A 17,307-nucleotide genomic window follows, 5' to 3' on the forward strand; every position below is an offset into this window, starting at 1 on the left:
CGGAAGTCTGCGCGATCCGATCCGGGCTTGCTTTTACCGCCCGCATGTAACCGGGACAAGAGGATTTGTAATGGAATTCCAAACGAGTGCCGGGCATTTTGGAAAATCGAGGTGCGGATGCTGGCCCGGTCCCGGCAAAATCACCTGTGCATCACAAGGCGCCGGACGGCCAACTTACCCATGCCAACGCTGAACCTTGGCCGCAAAGCCGCCCTGGAGGGCTCGCTGTCGCGGGCAATTACCGTAAAAATTGCCCTATTTCCCGGCCGACTGACGGCACCTCCAAGGGCGGCCGGCATGTCGCTCAATGGCCGAAAAACAAAAGGACGGTTCCGATGGAACCGTCCTTGTCCTTGAGCGCAACCCGGCAGTCGCTTAATTCTTGGTCTTGTCGACCAGGCGGTTCTTGCCGATCCAGGGCATCATGGCGCGGAGCTTGGCGCCTACTTCTTCGATGCCGGCTTCGGCCTGACGGCGACGGGTCGCCTTGAAGCTCGGCTGACCGGCCGCGTTCTCCAGAACGAAGTCGCGCACAAAGCGGCCCGACTGGATGTCCTCGAGGACCCGCTTCATTTCCTTCTTGGTCTCTTCGGTGACGATGCGGCCACCGGTCACGTAGTCGCCGTATTCGGCGGTGTTCGAGATCGAGTAGCGCATGTTGGCGATGCCGCCTTCATAGATCAGGTCGACGATCAGCTTCACCTCGTGGAGGCACTCGAAATAGGCCATTTCCGGCGCATAACCGGCTTCGACCAGGGTTTCATAACCGGCCTGGATGAGGGCTACGAGACCGCCGCACAGCACGACCTGCTCGCCGAACAGATCGGTTTCGCATTCCTCGCGGAAGTTGGTCTCGATGACGCCCGAACGGCCACCGCCGATGGCGCTGGCATAGGAGATGGCAAGCTCAAGCGCATTGCCGCTGGGGTTCTGCGCGACGGCCACGAGGCAGGGGACACCGCCGCCCTTCACATATTCGCCGCGCACAGTGTGACCCGGGCCCTTCGGCGCGATCATGACGACGTCGAGATCGGGACGCGGCTCAATGAGCTTAAAATGGATGTTGAGGCCGTGGGCGAAAGCAAGTGCCGCACCCTGGCGCATGTTCGGCGCCAGATCCTCGGCATAGAGCTTCGCCTGCAATTCGTCGGGCGTCAGGATCATGATGAGGTCGGCCCACTTCGCCGCCTCGACCGGGCTCATGACCTGCAGGCCCTGCGAGGTTGCCTTGGCTTCCGACGCGGAGCCCTTGCGCAAAGCCACGCGCACGTCCTTGACGCCACTGTCTTTGAGGTTGAGCGCATGGGCATGGCCCTGGCTGCCGAACCCGACCACGGCAATCTTCTTGCCCTTGATCAGGTTCACATCGGCGTCACGATCGTAATAAACACGCATGGTCTTTCCCTTTCAGTAAAACAAGTCAGCTCCAGCTTTCGGGCCGGACGATTAGTTGGCTTCGCTGCCGCGCTTCATGGCGACGATCCCGGTACGCGACACGTCAGCCAGGCCCAAGGGCTTCATCAGGCCGATAAAAGCATTGAGCTTCTCAGTCGAGCCAGTCATCTCGAACACGAAGGATTCGATTGTCGCATCGACCACATGGGCGCGGAAGATGTCGGCGATGCGCAGCGCTTCGACGCGCTTATCGCCAATGCTCGCCACCTTGACCAGCGCCATTTCCCGTTCCAGCGAAGGTCCCTCGACCGTGAGGTCGGTCACGCTATGCACGGGCACCAGGCGCTGCAACTGGTTCTTGATCTGCTCGATGATCATTGGCGTGCCGGAGGTCACCACGGTGATGCGCGAGACATGCTGGTCGGCATCGACCTCGGCCACCGTCAGGCTCTCGATATTGTAGCCGCGGCCGGAAAAGAGGCCGATGACACGGGCGAGGACACCGGCTTCGTTGTCCACCAGCACCGACATCGTATGGCGTTCGATCATTGTATCTTTCACGTTTGTAGCCTCCCCGCTCAGCTTCATGCCACCGGCAATTCCGGTCGGCACGCCTGAGACAATTCCCAAACCACGACGCTTTGCATCACTCATGATCAGACCAGAACCATGCCCTCTTCCGAGACCGGCCGGGCAGACTGATCATCGGGACCAAGCAGCATTTCGTTATGCGGCGCGCCGGAAGGAATCATCGGGAAGCAGTTCTCCTTTTCATCGACGCAGCAATCGACCATGACCGGCCCCTTGATGTCGATCATCTGCTTGATGACGTCATCAAGTTCAGACGGCTTCGTGGCACGAAGGCCGGAGGCGCCGAAGGCTTCGGCAAGCTTCACGAAATCCGGCAGCGCATCGCTGTAGGATTCGGAATAGCGGCCGCCATGCAGCAATTCCTGCCACTGGCGCACCATGCCCATCCATTGATTGTTCAGGATAAAGATTTTCACGGGCAGCCGGTACTGCACCAGCGTCGCCATTTCCTGGATGTTCATCAGGATCGAAGCTTCGCCGGCGACATCGATCACCAGGGATTCCGGATGCGCCACCTGCACGCCATAGGCAGCCGGCAGGCCATAGCCCATGGTGCCGAGACCGCCCGAGGTCATCCAGCGATTGGGCTTCTCGAATTTCAGGAACTGGGCAGCCCACATCTGGTGCTGGCCAACTTCCGTCGAGATGTAGAAGTCCTTGTCCTTGATCGCCGCATAGAGCCGCTCAAGTGCAAACTGCGGTTTGATGATCGTGTCGTGCGGCTTGTATTTGAGGCAGTTGCGGCCGCGCCATTTGTTGATCTGGTCCCACCAGGTCGCCAGGGCCTTCTGGTCGGTCTTGATCTGACGCGCCTTCCAGATGCGCATCATCTCTTCGACCACATGCCCCACATCGCCCACGACCGGAATGTCGACGCGGACGCTCTTGTTTATCGAGCTCGGATCGATATCGACATGGATCTTCTTCGATCCCGGCGAGAAGGCGTTGAGGCGCCCGGTCACGCGATCGTCGAACCGCGCGCCGATATTGATCATGACGTCGCAGTCATGCATCGCATGGTTGGATTCGAACATGCCATGCATGCCGACCATGCCCAACGACAGCGGATCGGAGGCCGGGAAAGCGCCGAGACCCATCAAGGTCTGCGTGCAGGGAAAGCCCGTGAGGCGCACGAAATCGACCAGCATCTTGCAGGCCAGCGGACCCGAATTGACGCAGCCGCCACCGATATAGAACAGCGGGCGCTTGGCAGTCGCCATCAACTCGACGGCCTTCTCGACCTGCGCGCGGTCCGGCTTCTGCACCGGATTATAGGTGCGGTGACGCTGGCCGGCATGGTTGACATATTCGTACTTCGCCTGCTGCACATCCTTCGGCAGATCGAGCAGCACCGGGCCGGGCCGGCCGGAGCGGGCGACATAGAAGGCCTCATGGACCTTCCGCGACAAATCCTCGACCGACTTCACCAAGTAGTTATGCTTGGTGCAGGGCCGCGTGATGCCGGTGGTGTCGGCTTCCTGGAAGGCATCGTTGCCGATGAGATGCGTCGGCACCTGGCCGGTGAGGCAGACCAGCGGGATCGAATCCATCAGCGCATCGGTAAGGCCGGTGACCGCATTGGTGGCACCGGGGCCCGAGGTCACGAGGACCACACCGACCTTGCCGGTCGAGCGCGCATAACCCTCCGCCGCATGCACAGCCGCCTGCTCGTGCCGCACAAGAATGTGGCGCACCTTGTTCTGCTTGAAGAGCGCGTCATAGAGCGGCAATACGGCCCCGCCGGGGTAGCCGAAAATTACCTCAACCCCTTGATCAATCAGTGCTTTGACGATGATTTCCGCACCGGTGATAGGTTCTGCTGCCATGATCTGATCCTCAGGTTGCGCCCCCTTGGGCACAAGAAATTCCAATCGCAGGGCGAATTTCGCGCTGCGGTGGCCGGACCTTAGTGTCTGGTCCCTAAGGGGTCAACAGGAAATCGCGAATTTTGTGGCGCATTTCTGCCGTATAACTTTGCGAAAATTTCATAGCTGGTACGTCAGGCGATATAAAATATGCATCCGTGATTTGGTGGCGAAACCAGGTGAGTTGACGCTTGGCATAGCGGCGGGTCGCCTGCTGCGCTGCGGGGATCGCTGCTTGCAGGTCGGTGGCCCCTTGGACCACGGCTGCCAGCTCAGGATAACCCAGCGCTTTGCGGCCCCCGGCCACGGCCTGACCCGGCAGGCGTTCCGCCGCCGCGACCTCGGCCAGCGCGCCGCGATCGACCATGACTCTGAAACGCCCATCAACCGCCTCGTAAAGCGCTGCTCGATCCGGATTGATGACCAGCGTGAAGAAGCGATGCGCCGTCGGCGCCACGGGCGCTTGCGCCTGCCACCAGGAGAGCGGCTGGTCCGTCGCTGCCAGCACCTCCCAGGCCCGGGCGACGCGCTGCCGATCGGTCGGCTTTAGGCGCGCGGCACTGATTGGGTCCCGCTCCAGCAGCAACTCATGGACGGCTGGCGCGCCCTGCTCCGCCACCATCGTCCGGGCAGCGCTGCGGATGGCTTCGGGAATATCCGGCAAGGGGCTGAAACCCGTGATGAGTGCCCGCAAATAGAGCCCGGTGCCACCCACGAGGATCGGAACGCCACCACCTTCGATGACCTTACTTATCTCGGTGGCGGCAAGGTCTGCCCAGCGCCTTGCGTCGCAGGCGTCATCGAGATCGAGAAACCCGTAGAGGCGATGCGGCACGCTGGTGAGATCGGCCGGATCCGGCTGCGCCGTGAGGATGGGCAAGTCGCGATAGACCTGCATGGAATCCGCGTTGATGATAGTGCCGCCCAAGGATTCCGCCAGATCGAGCGCCAGGGCGGACTTGCCCGAGGCCGTAGGTCCCGCAAGCACAATGACGCGCCCAGCACCTGCCGGCTTGTCCTCTACAGCCCTTTCCTCTATACGCCCAACCGTCATGGAGCTCGTTCTCACCATCGTTTCAGCCACCGACAAGGCCCGCCTCGACCCGGTCAGGCTTGCCGGCATTGAGGCTGCTCTGTCCCGCGCCGGCGCCAAAGTCGCCGGTCCGGATTGGCTCGACCCCGGTTTTGCCTGCGATCTCGCGTTCACGGGCCTTGGTGCCACCAGCGCCCAGAATATCGCCCTGGCGATGCTGGGCGGCGATGCCGTCGATTGTTATGCCCAAGCCTCGGCCGGGCGCAAGAAGCAGCTTCTGCTCTGTGATATGGACGCCACCATCGTCACGGCCGAAACGCTCGACGATCTTTCGGTCTTTGCCACGAACAAGGCGGAGATCGACGCCCTCACCCAGAAATCCGTGAAAGGAGAGATCAATTTCACGCAGAGCCTGATTGCGCGGGTGGCGCTGCTTGCCGGCCTGACCGAGACCGAGTTCGCCGCCGCCTATGACAAGGTCGAAGTGTCGCCCGGCGCTGAGACCCTCATCCGCACCCTGCGGCGGGACGGTTGCTATACGGCCCTGGTATCGGGTGGCTTCCGCTATTTCACCAGCCGCGTCGCATCCCGGGTCGGTTTCGACATCGATATTTCGAACGATTTCGAATTCGAGGACGGCAAGACGACCGGCCGCCTGATACCGCCGATCGTCGATCCGGATGGCGAGTTCGGCAAGCTCGGCCGCCTGCGTCACCTCACCAGGGAATTGAACCTCGCGCCAGGGCAGACCGCGGCCATCGGTGACGGTTCCAACGACATCCCGATGCTGAGTGCAGCGTCCCTGGGCTGCGGCTATCGCGGCAAGGCCAAGGTCAAGGCAACCATCGGCTGCCAGCTGAACTACGCCGATCTCACCGGCCTGCTGTTTTATATGGGCTATCGTCGAGCTGAGTTCGTTCAGTAGCCGTGCGAGCTACTTCTTCCCGATCTTGACCGCGATCCATTGGAAATCGCCCTCACGATTGATCAGCAGCGTGACCAGACGATAGCCATTTTCCTGGGCCGACTTGACCCGGTCACGCACATCGCCGGGCACCACCACCGCCTTTTGGTCGACCTCGGCGATCACATCGCCAGGCCGCAGATCCTTCTCCGCCGCCGGACCATTCTCATCGACCGATAGAACAACGACGCCCTCGGCATCCTCCGGCAGCTCGAACCTTGCGCGCGCAGCGCCATCGATCTTGCCGACCTCCATGCCGAGAAGCTCGATCTTGTCACCCTTGTCGGGTGCCGCTTCAGGTTCGCCTTCCGGCTGGGTCGTCTGCAAGGCAGCTTCGGCCTGTTCGTCGAGTTCGCCCAGTTCCACGGTGACTGTCGTCTTGGCACCTTTGCGCCAGATCGAGACGGGCACCGATTTGCCGAATTGGGAATCCGCAACGAGGCGCGGCAGGGCCTTCATGTCGGCCACGTCACGACCATTGAACTCCAGGATAACGTCACCCTGCCGAATGCCGGCCTTGTCAGCTGGGCCACCGGCTGAGACGCTCGATACCAAGGCACCCTTGGCTTCAGGTAGCCGCAAGCCTTCCGCCAGTTCCGGGCTGACTGTCTGGATACGGACCCCCAACCAGCCACGTCGCGGATGGCCGAACTCCTTGATCTGGGCGATGACGCCCTTGGCAAGGTTGGAGGGGATCGAGAAGCCGATACCGACCGAACCGCCCGATGGCGAATAGATCGCTGAATTGATGCCGATCACCTCGCCATCCAGGTTGAACATCGGGCCGCCCGAATTGCCGCGGTTGATCGAGGCATCGGTCTGGATGAAGTCGTCATAGGGACCGGCGTTGATGTCGCGCTGGCGCGCCGAGACGATACCAGCCGTCACCGTGCCGCCCAGGCCGAACGGGTTGCCGATCGCCAGGACCCAATCGCCGATCCGCAACGCGTCGGAATTGCCCCAATTGACGGCCGGCAGCGGCGTCTTGGGTTCGACCTTCAGCAAGGCAAGATCGGTCTTTTCATCGCGCCCCACCAGCTTGGCCTTCAATTCCTCGTTGTCGTGGGTGATGACCGTGATTTCCTCGGCACCGTCGATCACATGATTGTTGGTGACGATGTAGCCGGTGGCATCAATGATGAACCCGGACCCCAAGGAGGTCGCCTTGCGTGGCTTGGGCCTTTCGCCATCCTGACGGTCCAGGAACTCCTTGAACATCTCATCAAGATCCTGGACCTGGCTGTCCGGCGAGACCATCTGCGTGGTTGAGATGTTCACGACGGCCGGCAGGGACTTCTCGGCAAGGTCGGCGAAGCTCTCCGGCGCTGAGCGCGCGGTGGCCAGTTTGAGGCCGGCCAGCATCGCCAGCAGCACCACCAACAGCGCCAACCCAAGGAGGCGGAGCTGGCCGATGCCGATCATCGGCCGCGCCACGGCAATTGCCCGGGTCTGTGCATGGTTCCGGTTTGTATGCATCGCCCTGTTCACCTCGTCATGATTGGCGCCAATGGTGCCGCCACCTGACTACGTGTTCGGCCGCCACTCGGATTTCATTACCCACTATAACGCAAAAACCGACCGGGCAAGATGCCCGATCGGTCCTTGTCAACAAATCAACAATGCTGTCGCAGCAAGGTTTCTTCAGCTCTTTACTGGGCAGACGGCTTTTTGCCCATCTCGGTTCCGAAAAACCGGAAGAAATCGCCGCTCGGCGGACCGACATAGGTGGTTGTGTCGCCGCGCAGGCCTTCCTGCATCGCCTGGAGCGAGCGGTAGAAATCGAAGAAGGCCGGATCGCGCCCAAACGCCTGGTTGTAGATGCCGATCGCTTCGGCCTCGCCCTCACCGCGCAGGATTTCGGACTTCTTGCGCGCCTCTGCCACCACGACGATCCGCTGCTTGTCCGCTTCCGACCGCTTTTCACGGGCCTCTCTGGCACCCTCGGCGCGGATACCGGCTGCTTCCTGGGCACGCTGTTTGCGCATGCTGTTGAAAACCGCTTCGCTGTTCTGCGCCGGCAGATCGACACGCTTGAAGCGCACATCGACGATCTTGATGCCATAGGGTTCAGCCGCCTGCCGCGTCAGCTCGCTGCGGATCTGCCGCATGATATCGGCCCGCTTCGGGGTCAAAGTATCGACGAGGGCGACATTGCCGATGACGCTGCGCAGGGTCGAACCCAGCACGCTGCGGATCTGGCTTTCCGCGTTCGAGTAAGTGCGGCCGACCTGATAGAACTTCAGGCTGTCAACGATCTGGTAGCGCACGAAGGCTGAGATCACGACGCGCTTCTGATCACGAGTCAGAAGTTCCTGCGCCGGCGCGTCAAAGTTCAGGACGCGACGATCCAGGATCACGAGCTGGTCGGCTACAGGCACACGGAGCTTCAACCCCGGCTCCTCAATCACGGCCTGCGGGTTGCCGAAACGCAGGACAATAGCAGACTCAGCCTGCTGCACCACGAATGTGGAACTGTAGGCAACAATCGCCGCCAGGACGATGACAATAGCAGCAAGAACGATCTTTCCCTGGCTCATTGCGAAGCTCCCGTAATGCTACCGGAAGCCGGCGCTGGATCGGTTGACGTCGTGTCAGGTGCCTGCTGGCGCGATTTCAGTAACTGATCGAGCGGCAGGTAGGGGACGGTGCCGCCGGCGCCTGAATCGTCAATCAGGATCTTGTTCATACCGGCAAGGATACCGGCCATGGTTTCAAGATAGAGTCGGCGCTCAGTGATATCCGGCGACTGCTTGTATTCCTCATAGACCGAGATGAAACGCTGCGCGTCACCCTGGGCGATGGCGACCTTTTCTGCCTTGTAGGCTTCGGCCTGCTTGACGATCTGGGTTGCCTGCCCTTTGGCCTCTTCGGTCACCTGATTGACATAGGCCTGGGAGTCGTTGATCGCCGCTTCGCGATCGGCCCGGGCCTTCTGCACATCGCGGAAGGCGTCGATGACTTCGCTTGGCGCATCGACCTTCTGCAGTGACAATTGTTCGATGATGATGGCGCCAGCCTTGCTCTCTTCGACTTCGCCAGCCGTGGGCAAGCGATAGCTGTCAAGCATCTGCTGCGCGAGGTCGCGCGCCTTCACTTCGATCTGGCCGCGACCCTCGGTAATCGCGAACTCAAAGCTGGACTGGCCGATAATCTCGCGCAACGCCGCTTCAACCGTGTTCTTGACGCTGGTCTCCGGATCGCCAATTCCGAACAGGAACTGCTCGACATTGTTGATGCGCCACAGAACGACCGCGCGCACGTCGATGATATTCTCGTTGCCGGTAAGCATCAGGCTCTCTTCCGGCACATCTCGGTCGGAGCCGCTGGCCGTTTCGGCCCGGAAGCCGACCTCGACGCGGTAGCGGGTCGCGACATCCGGCGTGTAGTGATCGCCGATCGGGACCGGCCAGTTCCAGCGCAGGCCCGGCGTGGTCTGGCTGACGAAGCGGCCGAACAGCATGTTGACGCCGACCTGGCCCGGATTGACCACATAAAAGCCGGTCAGCAGCCATAAGGCAACCGCTACGGCGCCGATCAGCGTCAGGGCCCGGCCGGAACCAAACCCGCCGGGCAGGATGGATTTCATCCGGTCCTGGCCACGCTTGATCATTTCTTCGAAATCGGGGGGTTGATTGCCGCTGCCGCCACCGCGACCCCAGGGACTTTGCCCGCCACCCCAGGGACCGCCCTGATTATTCCACGCCATAAGAATCCTCGAGACTGGTCATGAATGAGACCGCTGCCGGCCAGCGCCCTTTTATTGGTCGCGTCAAAGCCTTATATGACAGCCGCCGCACCACCGCAATCAAAGGACCTTAAGAGCTCGGTCCCTCTGAATGATTGGATGGCGCGCGCATCATATCGGGGTGGAAAGAGGGTATTTCAAGGATGGCCAGCATCACCGAAGCGGAAATTCGCTCGATTCTGTCGACAATTACCGCTCCAGAAGGCGGAAATCTCATCGACCGCGGCATGGTTCAGGGCTTGGTGCTGCGCGAAGGCCATGTCGGGTTCACCATCGAGGTCGATCCGGCCCTGGGCGACAAGCTCGAGCCACTGCGCAAAGCGGCCGAGGCGGCGGTCATGAAACTCCCTGGCGTCCTGTCGGTCACCGCTGTCCTCACTGCGCATAAGGCACCGGCGGCCGGTGCGGCGGCGCAACAACGACCGGCGGCACCCGGGCAGAAACCGGGCGGCGCCAAGGCATTGGTCCCGGGCGTCAAGCACATCATTGCCATCGCCAGCGGAAAGGGCGGGGTCGGCAAATCCACCACCGCCACCAATCTGGCCCTCGCCTTCACCACCCTCGGCCTCAAGGTCGGCCTGCTCGATGCCGACATTTACGGTCCATCGCAACCCCGCCTCATGGGCCTGAGCGGTCGCCCCGAAAGCAAGGACGGCAAGACGCTGGAGCCCAAACAGAGCTTCGGCGTCAAGGTCATGTCGATGGGCTTCCTCATCGAGGAAGACACACCGATGATCTGGCGCGGCCCAATGGTCATGAGCGCCATTACCCAGTTGCTGCGAGAGGTAAATTGGGGCGAGCTCGATATCCTGGTTTGCGATCTGCCGCCTGGAACGGGCGATGCGCAGTTGACCATGTCGCAATCGGTGCCGCTGTCCGGCGCCGTCATTGTCTCGACGCCGCAGGATATCGCCCTCCTCGATGCCAAGAAGGGCCTGAACATGTTCCGCAAGGTCGATGTGCCCGTGCTGGGCATCATCGAGAACATGAGCTATTTCAGCTGCCCCAATTGCGGCCATCGGACGGACATCTTTGCCCATGGCGGCGCGCAGCGCGAAGCAGTGAAGTTCGGTGTCGATTTCCTGGGCGAGATCCCTCTCGACATCCAGATTCGCGAGACATCCGATGCCGGCACCCCGATCGTCGCCAGCAATCCCACCTCGCCGCATTCGCTGGCCTATGGCGAGATCGCCACAAAGATCTGGACCAAACTGGAAATGACACCGCAGCGCGTCGCGCCGCGCATCGTGCTGCAATAGGAGATCTCCAATGAAAGCGCGTGTGACCTGGGTCGAGAACAAGACGTTTTTGGGTGAGAGCAACAGCGGGCATGCGGTCGTGATGAGTGCTGCCACGACGCCGGGTGGTCCGACCGTGGCGCCATCGCCCATGGAATATCTCCTGCTGGGTACCGGCGGTTGCACCTCCGTCGACATGGTCATGATTCTGCAGAAGGGCCGCCACGACATCCGTGGCTGCGAATGCCGGCTGGAAGCCGAACGGGCTGACAGCGACCCCAAGATTTTCACCAGGATCAACATGCACTTCGTCGTTACCGGCAGCAATCTGAAGCCGGAAGCGGTCCAGCGCGCAATCGACCTCTCGGCGGAGAAGTACTGTTCCGCCTCGATCATGCTCGGCAAGACCGCCGAGATCACCCACAGCTTCGAGATCGTTGCCGTCTAGAATCGAGCGCCTTTTCAGATTGCGTCGAGTGCGCGCGACAGTTGACAGTCGCTTTGCCCCCTGCGCCAATAAGGCATTGTCTGATTGTCGCGGGGTTGTGGGGTGGTGGCGCGACCAAAGTTGAAAACTGTGGCGGTTGTCGCCGCCGCAATCCTTGTTGCGGTGCTTGTCTTTCTCATAGGCGAATTTGCCTATCGTCGCGATATTGCCCGCGCTTCCGAGGCCCGCACCAGGAGCCAGCTTGAAACCCTTGCTAACAACTTCTTAACTGAGATCGCCGCGGGGACCGACCTCGGACTGGGTCTGGCTGCCCTTGTCGCCGCCGAGCCAAACATCAACGAGCGAAAATTCACGGCGATCTGCCGCACCATTTTGTCGGCACAGCCGAAGGTGCGCAACATCGCCCTCATCGTCGGCGAAACCGTCAAGTACAATTGCCCCTTCGGCGCGCCACCAATGGCCATCGAGGCCGATCCGAAAAGCGCAGGTGACCCACCGGGTTCTTATGACAAACTCACTCCAGTCCGACGATGCTGTTGTCTCGGGACCGATGCAACTCCAGTCGGGTACGTGGTCATCGTCGTGCGCATCCCGATCCGGATCAAATCGGAGACCGGCCTTCTCAACTACTGGGGTGCGATCAGCCTGCCGTTAAGATTGGACGGACTGCTGCAGCAATCGGGGATTTCCGATATGACATTGGGCCTCAAGATCGCCATCCGCGGCAACCGCCAGCCAATGCGCGTGCCGGATGTCATATTTGGTGATGCGGGCATCTTTGCCGCAGACCCGGTCGAAGTTCCCATCCGTCTGCCAGAAGGACAATGGTATCTGGCAGCCCAGGTTGTTGCCTCGGCACCGGACCACCAGCAGACGCTGCAACGCCTGTTCATTATTATTGCTGCCGTGTTCTGCGGCGCTGTGGTTCTCGTAGCGGTGCCCTATGTGGAACGTCGTCGGCGACTGGAGATAGAGGTCAATCGCAATCGCGATCTGTTGCGCGCGCTGATGAGAAACTCGCCTATCGCCATGTATGTCAAAGGCACGGATGGGCGTTACCTGGATCTCAATGAAGAGGCATTCAGGGCCTACAAGATCGGCGAACGGGATTTCCGCGGGCGGACGGCAGATGACTTCGTCAGACCGGAGCTTGCGCAGGAACTGGCACGGGACGACGCCCTCGCCCTCAAGGGGGAGGTTATCAGGGCGGAGCGTCGGTCGGACGATTCGAGCCTCTATACCTGGGAGCGGGAGATCAAGTTTCCGGTGATCGACGCCGCCGGAAAGGTCATTGCCATTGCCGGTTACGTGCTGGACATCACGAGTCAGAAGCAGGCCGAGGCACGCATGCTGGAGGCCTTGCGCCGCGCCGAGGCCGCAAATCGCGAGAAGTCGAAGTTCCTCGCCACGATGAGCCACGAGCTGCGGACGCCACTGAACGCGATTATCGGATTCTCCGACATTCTAAGACGAGAAATGTTCGGGCCGATCGGCAATGCCACATACCTCAACTATGCCACCGACATCCACAAGAGCGGCCAGGTGCTGTACGATCTGCTGGGCGGGATCATTGACCTCTCCGCCGTCGAAGCCGGACATCTCGACATCAAACCCGAATCTTTGACCCCGGACCAGCTTCTGAGTGACTGCCGCGCCATCCTCGATGCCCTGGCCCGGGAATACGGGCACAGCCTTAACATTCAGGTCGAGACGAATGACGCGTGCTGGGGCGATCGCCGGTTGATGCGCCAAGTCGTCATCAATCTTACCAGCAACGCCGCCAAGTACACCCGCAGAGGCGGTCTGATCGATGTCATTGTGGCGGCGGATGGTGATGATCTGGTGTTTCGCGTAATCGACAACGGCATTGGCATGGAGCCCGGCGACATCGAACAGGCCCTCCAGCCCTTCACTCGCCTCGGCGACCCGATGCGGGCGGAAGTGGGTGGTTCGGGCATCGGATTGGCGCTGGTGAAGCGTCTGGTCGAGGCCATGCGCGGGACATTGACGATCACGAGCGCGCTCGGCGCCGGGACCAAGGTTGAGGTGCGCATGCCGCGCGCCAGATAGCAGGTTCACCTCGCATCCGCGGTCTGGCCATCCGGCCCTTGGCATCGCAGCGGCGGCAAATGTTGACAGCATCAGCTCCCCCTGCCCCAATGACATCTCGGTATCATTCAGGGCAGAATCGCCATCATGCCCAAATCGCGCCTCGTGAGGTACCTCCTGATCGGTCTCGTCGCGATGGCCGTGTTTATGTCGAGCGAATACATGAACCGACAGAGGCTGGAAGTATCGGCGCGCAACAACCTGCGCAGCACTGGCTCTTGAAAGGCAGCATGCCTTGACGATTGTCGACGCGGCCAGATGCTCTTGTCTCGCTGACCGGCGTCTCCTTCGCCAGGTGCTGCTCAATTTGGCCAGCAATGCCGCCAAGTACACGCGCAAGGGGGGCAGCCTCGTCTTCGCAACAAGCGATGACGGCGACGTGGTGACGTTCCGCGTAACTGACAATGGGGTCGGCATGGCTCCCGAAGAGATCGAGCGCGCCATGCAGCCCTTCACACGCCTGGGCGATCCCATGCGGGCGGAGGTCGGTGGCTCCGGCATTGGCCTCGCCTTGGTCAAGCGCCTGGTCGAACTGATGCGTGGCCGCTTGACAATCACCAGCACCCCGGGCGTCGGGACGACCGTGGAGGTCGCCATGCCAAAGGCACAGGATGCTCAGCGTTAAGGCTGCTTGAAGAAGTCCTCCGGCAGTTCGGAAATGTCCGGCGGTACAATCAGTTTGGGTTCGAACTGCAGGGAGCGTTTCTGGGCCGCTTCCAACTGCGCCGGCGTCAATAGAGCGGCGACCTTCTCACGTCGCTCCACCATCTCCAGGCGCTCCTTGCCCTGCGGCAACTGCGCAACGGCGATGTTGTACCACATGTATGCCTTGCCCGGGTCGATGAGAGTACCGTCGCCGTTTTCATACATCTGCGCCGTGGGAGCGTAGGCGGCAAAGCAGCCCTGCATGGCCGCCTTTTCAAACCAGCTCAATGACGTACGCAGGTCCAGCGGCACGCCTTGTCCGAAATAATAGACATTGCCCATCAGCCATTCCGCCACTGGGTGACCCAGCTCGGCAAGCCGCGCAAAGACGGGCACGGCCTTCGTAAACTCGCCATTGCTGTAAGCAATCCATGCGGTATCGGTGCCCTTCTCAAGCATGTCCCAGGTATAGGGAATTTCCTCGACGAAGACCGTGTGCTTGCAGGCACGCTTTTCGTCGACGGGAGCTGCCGGCGCACTCGCTGCCAGCGACGGATCCGTGATGGCCGATGCTGGCCCCTCCCCGGGCGCTGCCGAGGCGCCGTCCGGCGGAGGCAGAGGGGTTGCTTCCTGGGCAGCGGCCAGGCGAACGACCAAAAGACCGGCACAAAGGGCCGCCGAGAACAGGATGTGTCTGATTTTCATGGACCGAACGTCAAAATTGCCCGCTTACCTTAGCATTTTCCGAGCCAGTTAAGCTCACAATCCGTTTATAACCTCTGAATTCCGCCACCCTCGGCTACCACCAGGCTTGCCAGGCAGGATCTGACGCCCCATCTGTGATGACGCTACGGGGAAGGAGAATTGTTTGACGGAGCCATCCAGATCGATGACTGAACCGGCCGAATCCGCCAAGTTTGAACGTGACAAGGCCAGAGTCGAGCAGGGATTCTGGCCGAAGGTGCGCCGTATCGCCAAGCGCATTCCCTTCCTGGATGAATTGGTGGCGGCTTACTATTGCGCCACTGACCCGGCCTCCCCCTTCAAGGTGAAGGCGGTGCTGATGGCTGCCCTTGCCTATTTTGTCCTGCCGCTTGATGCGGTCCCCGACTTTCTCGCCTTCTTCGGGTTCGCCGACGATGCCGCCGTGGTCTATGGGGCGGTAAAAATGGTCGCCAAACATATCACTCCCGAACATCGGGCGAAGGCCCGGGCAATGATCTCCAACCTCGATTCCTGAGGGTGCCCTACGTCCCGGGCAATTTGGCCTGCGACTGGCCAAGGCGCGCTTCGCGCTGGGCAATATAAACCGTGCTGCTGATGATGAGTCCGGCACCAATCAACGTCCAATGATCTGGCAGTTCCGCAAAGACCATGAACCCGACTGCGCCGGCAAACAGCAGCCGAAGATAGTCGAACGGCGCCACGACTGACGCCTCGCCCGCCTTGAACGCCAGGATCCACCAATACTGCGACATCGCCCCGGTCGCCCCGATGATGATCAGATAGAGCCATTCGATGGGCTCTGGCCATTGCCAATAATAGATCGCGGGGGGCGCCACCAGCGCGGTCGCGATGAGGCCATAATAGAACAGCATGATAAGCGGCGTTTCGCTTGCCGGCAGGCGCTTCAGGATGGTGATCAGGAGGGCGATCGACATGGCATCGCCCAGGGCCAGCAATGCCCAGGGGTTGAAAGCACCACTGCCAGGCTGCATCATCACCAGCACGCCGAGGAAACCGACGATCGTCGCCGCCCAGCGTCGCCAGCGCACGTCTTCCTTTAAAATGATCACGGCGAGCAACACGGCAAAAAGGGGTTTGGTGAAGCTCAGCGCCGTATAGGTCGCCAGCTCCAGCTTGGCGATGCCGAGATAGGAACAGGCCATGGCCACGATGCCCAGGCCAGAGCGCAGCACATGCGCCTTCAGATGCTGCGTGTGCAGGCCCCGCGGCCCTGTCTTCACGATGAACGGCACCAGCATCAGGAAACCGATGAAACAGCGGAAGAAGGTGATCTCGAAGGTATTGATACCGGCTTGGCCCACCAGCTTGACGAACGCCGCCATGACGGAAAAGCCAAGACCGCACAAGGCCATCCAGATGCAGCCGCGGGCATTGCCCGAGAGATTGAGGAAGCCCTGCCTCATCGCGGCACATCACCTTGGCTGGAATTTTTAGGGGCGTTGACGTCGGCGCCGATACCTGGCTGCGCACTCTCCGCGCTGGCCTGCATTGCAACCGCCTTGGTCCCACGCGAGCCGCGCAGAAAGGCTTCGCGCTGGGCGATGTAGAGACCCGCGGCAATGATCACGGCCGAGCCGATCCAGAACCAGTGATCCGGATTCTCGCCGAACCAGATGATGCCGATCCCGGTGGTGAAAATCAGGCGTGAATAGTCATAGGGCACGATGGCCGAGGCATCGGCCATGGCGAAGGCGCGGGTCCAGCACAGATGCCCCAACGTGCCGAACAGGCCCAATGCCACGACATAGGGCCAGGCGGCAAGGCTCGGCCAGTCCCAGTGGAAGAGCGCCGGCCCGAGTGCCAGCGGCGTCGACAGCAGGACCATATAAGTCACGATGGCCTGCGAGCTTTCGCTGCGCGAGAGGGTCTTGACGATGACCGAGACGGTCGCCGTCAGGAAGGCGCTGCCGATCACGAGGATCTCCCCCAGGCCGATGCCGGTCGACCCCGGCTGCAGCACGATCATGACCCCGGCAAACCCCAGCAGCGTCGCCGACCAGCGTCGCAACCGCACCTTCTCCTTGAGAACCAGGGCCGCAAGAATGGTCGCGAACAAGGGGGCGGTGAAGCTGAGCGAGGTCGCATTGGCGATCGGCATGTAGGCGAGTGCGGTAAAACCGCACATCATGGAGATGACACTGAGCCCGGACCGGAACAGATAGGTGCCGAACCGGCCCGTCCGCAAACTGCCCAGGCCATGGCGCCACAGCCAGGGAATCATGAAAACGAAGCCGAACAAATTGCGCCAGAAAGCGATGGCGAACCCATGCAGCTCGGTCGACAGATGCTTCACCGTAGCGCTAAGGCAGGCAAAAAAGACGCAGGCGCCGAGGGCCAGGAGGGCGGCCAGCATCGGGTCCGGCAGGCCGCTTCTCTTGTGGTCGGAACTCGTCATGTGTATGTCGGGAATCGTCTTGCCAGGGGCAGCGCGGCCTCGGAAGATGCGCTGGCTCGACACAGTAAGGGTCGGGCGCGGCAATAAAAAGGCTCGACAACGCGGCCAAGCCTTGCATTTTCCGCAGGTCGG

The 17,307-nt window shown here is 61.2% G+C and carries 16 protein-coding genes; 6 read left to right on the forward strand and 10 right to left on the reverse strand.

From position 1 onward, the window contains the following. Positions 1 to 375: 375 nt before the first annotated feature. The 4 genes from ilvC to miaA form a co-directional block, all read right to left on the reverse strand. Positions 376 to 1,395 (reverse strand): ketol-acid reductoisomerase, encoded by a 1,020-nt coding sequence (ilvC, locus tag IPK59_18280; GenBank protein MBK8160626.1) that lies wholly within the window; start codon positions 1,393 to 1,395, stop codon positions 376 to 378. A 51-nt stretch (positions 1,396 to 1,446) separates the two neighbouring features. Beyond that, on the reverse strand, positions 1,447 to 1,983 hold the full coding sequence (ilvN, locus tag IPK59_18285) for an acetolactate synthase small subunit (protein MBK8160627.1): 537 nt from the start codon (positions 1,981 to 1,983) through the stop codon (positions 1,447 to 1,449). Between the two features lie 68 nt (positions 1,984 to 2,051). After that, positions 2,052 to 3,812: an acetolactate synthase 3 large subunit gene (locus IPK59_18290; GenBank protein MBK8160628.1), complete on the reverse strand. Its 1,761-nt coding sequence runs from the start codon at positions 3,810 to 3,812 to the stop codon at positions 2,052 to 2,054. Positions 3,813 to 3,906: 94 nt separating this feature from the next. Further along, a complete protein-coding gene (gene miaA / locus IPK59_18295) occupies positions 3,907 to 4,905 on the reverse strand; it encodes a tRNA (adenosine(37)-N6)-dimethylallyltransferase MiaA (protein ID MBK8160629.1) in 999 nt (332 codons plus the stop codon). On the opposite strand from miaA, the gene serB reads away from it, so the two are divergent. Further along, positions 4,904 to 5,809, forward strand: a complete 906-nt coding sequence (gene serB, locus IPK59_18300; GenBank protein MBK8160630.1) for a phosphoserine phosphatase SerB — start codon at positions 4,904 to 4,906, stop codon at positions 5,807 to 5,809. The two genes, miaA and serB, sit on opposite strands and share 2 nt — an antisense overlap. Positions 5,810 to 5,818: 9 nt before the next feature. Here the strand turns inward: serB and IPK59_18305 are convergent, their stop codons facing one another. From IPK59_18305 to hflK, 3 genes are all read right to left on the reverse strand, one after another. Then, positions 5,819 to 7,270, reverse strand: coding sequence for a DegQ family serine endoprotease (locus tag IPK59_18305; GenBank protein ID MBK8160631.1), 1,452 nt, complete (start codon positions 7,268 to 7,270; stop codon positions 5,819 to 5,821). A 227-nt stretch (positions 7,271 to 7,497) separates the two neighbouring features. After that, entirely contained in the window at positions 7,498 to 8,385 is an 888-nt protein-coding gene (locus tag IPK59_18310; GenBank protein ID MBK8160632.1) for a protease modulator HflC, read from the reverse strand. Continuing rightward, positions 8,382 to 9,554 carry an FtsH protease activity modulator HflK gene (gene hflK / locus IPK59_18315; protein MBK8160633.1) on the reverse strand — a complete coding sequence of 391 codons (1,173 nt, stop codon included), beginning with the start codon at positions 9,552 to 9,554 and terminating at the stop codon, positions 8,382 to 8,384. The genes IPK59_18310 and hflK overlap by 4 nt, the downstream gene beginning before the upstream one ends. Before the next feature lie 182 nt (positions 9,555 to 9,736). Between hflK and IPK59_18320 the strand changes: the two genes are divergently transcribed. The 4 genes from IPK59_18320 to IPK59_18335 all read left to right on the forward strand — a co-directional run bounded on the left by IPK59_18320 (position 9,737) and on the right by IPK59_18335 (position 14,013). Beyond that, positions 9,737 to 10,852, forward strand: coding sequence for an Mrp/NBP35 family ATP-binding protein (locus IPK59_18320; protein ID MBK8160634.1), 1,116 nt, complete (start codon positions 9,737 to 9,739; stop codon positions 10,850 to 10,852). Positions 10,853 to 10,862: 10 nt separating this feature from the next. Then, positions 10,863 to 11,279, forward strand: a complete 417-nt coding sequence (locus tag IPK59_18325) for an OsmC family protein (GenBank protein ID MBK8160635.1) — start codon at positions 10,863 to 10,865, stop codon at positions 11,277 to 11,279. A gap of 105 nt (positions 11,280 to 11,384) precedes the next feature. Then, on the forward strand, positions 11,385 to 13,349 hold the full coding sequence (locus IPK59_18330; GenBank protein ID MBK8160636.1) for a PAS domain-containing protein: 1,965 nt from the start codon (positions 11,385 to 11,387) through the stop codon (positions 13,347 to 13,349). A gap of 274 nt (positions 13,350 to 13,623) precedes the next feature. Further along, positions 13,624 to 14,013: an ATP-binding protein gene (locus IPK59_18335; protein MBK8160637.1), complete on the forward strand. Its 390-nt coding sequence runs from the start codon at positions 13,624 to 13,626 to the stop codon at positions 14,011 to 14,013. Here IPK59_18335 and IPK59_18340 read toward each other — a convergent pair. Then, positions 14,010 to 14,738, reverse strand: a complete 729-nt coding sequence (locus IPK59_18340) for a sel1 repeat family protein (GenBank protein MBK8160638.1) — start codon at positions 14,736 to 14,738, stop codon at positions 14,010 to 14,012. The two genes, IPK59_18335 and IPK59_18340, sit on opposite strands and share 4 nt — an antisense overlap. Positions 14,739 to 14,922: 184 nt before the next feature. On the opposite strand from IPK59_18340, the gene IPK59_18345 reads away from it, so the two are divergent. After that, positions 14,923 to 15,273 carry a DUF1232 domain-containing protein gene (locus tag IPK59_18345; protein ID MBK8160639.1) on the forward strand — a complete coding sequence of 117 codons (351 nt, stop codon included), beginning with the start codon at positions 14,923 to 14,925 and terminating at the stop codon, positions 15,271 to 15,273. 7 nt (positions 15,274 to 15,280) lie between these two features. Here the strand turns inward: IPK59_18345 and IPK59_18350 are convergent, their stop codons facing one another. After that, positions 15,281 to 16,183: a DMT family transporter gene (locus IPK59_18350; GenBank protein ID MBK8160640.1), complete on the reverse strand. Its 903-nt coding sequence runs from the start codon at positions 16,181 to 16,183 to the stop codon at positions 15,281 to 15,283. Then, positions 16,180 to 17,175, reverse strand: coding sequence for a DMT family transporter (locus tag IPK59_18355; protein ID MBK8160641.1), 996 nt, complete (start codon positions 17,173 to 17,175; stop codon positions 16,180 to 16,182). The genes IPK59_18350 and IPK59_18355 overlap by 4 nt, the downstream gene beginning before the upstream one ends. Positions 17,176 to 17,307: the final 132 nt, after the last annotated feature.

The organism is Rhodospirillaceae bacterium, from assembly GCA_016712715.1.
Taxonomy (GTDB): Bacteria; Pseudomonadota; Alphaproteobacteria; order Dongiales; family Dongiaceae; genus Dongia.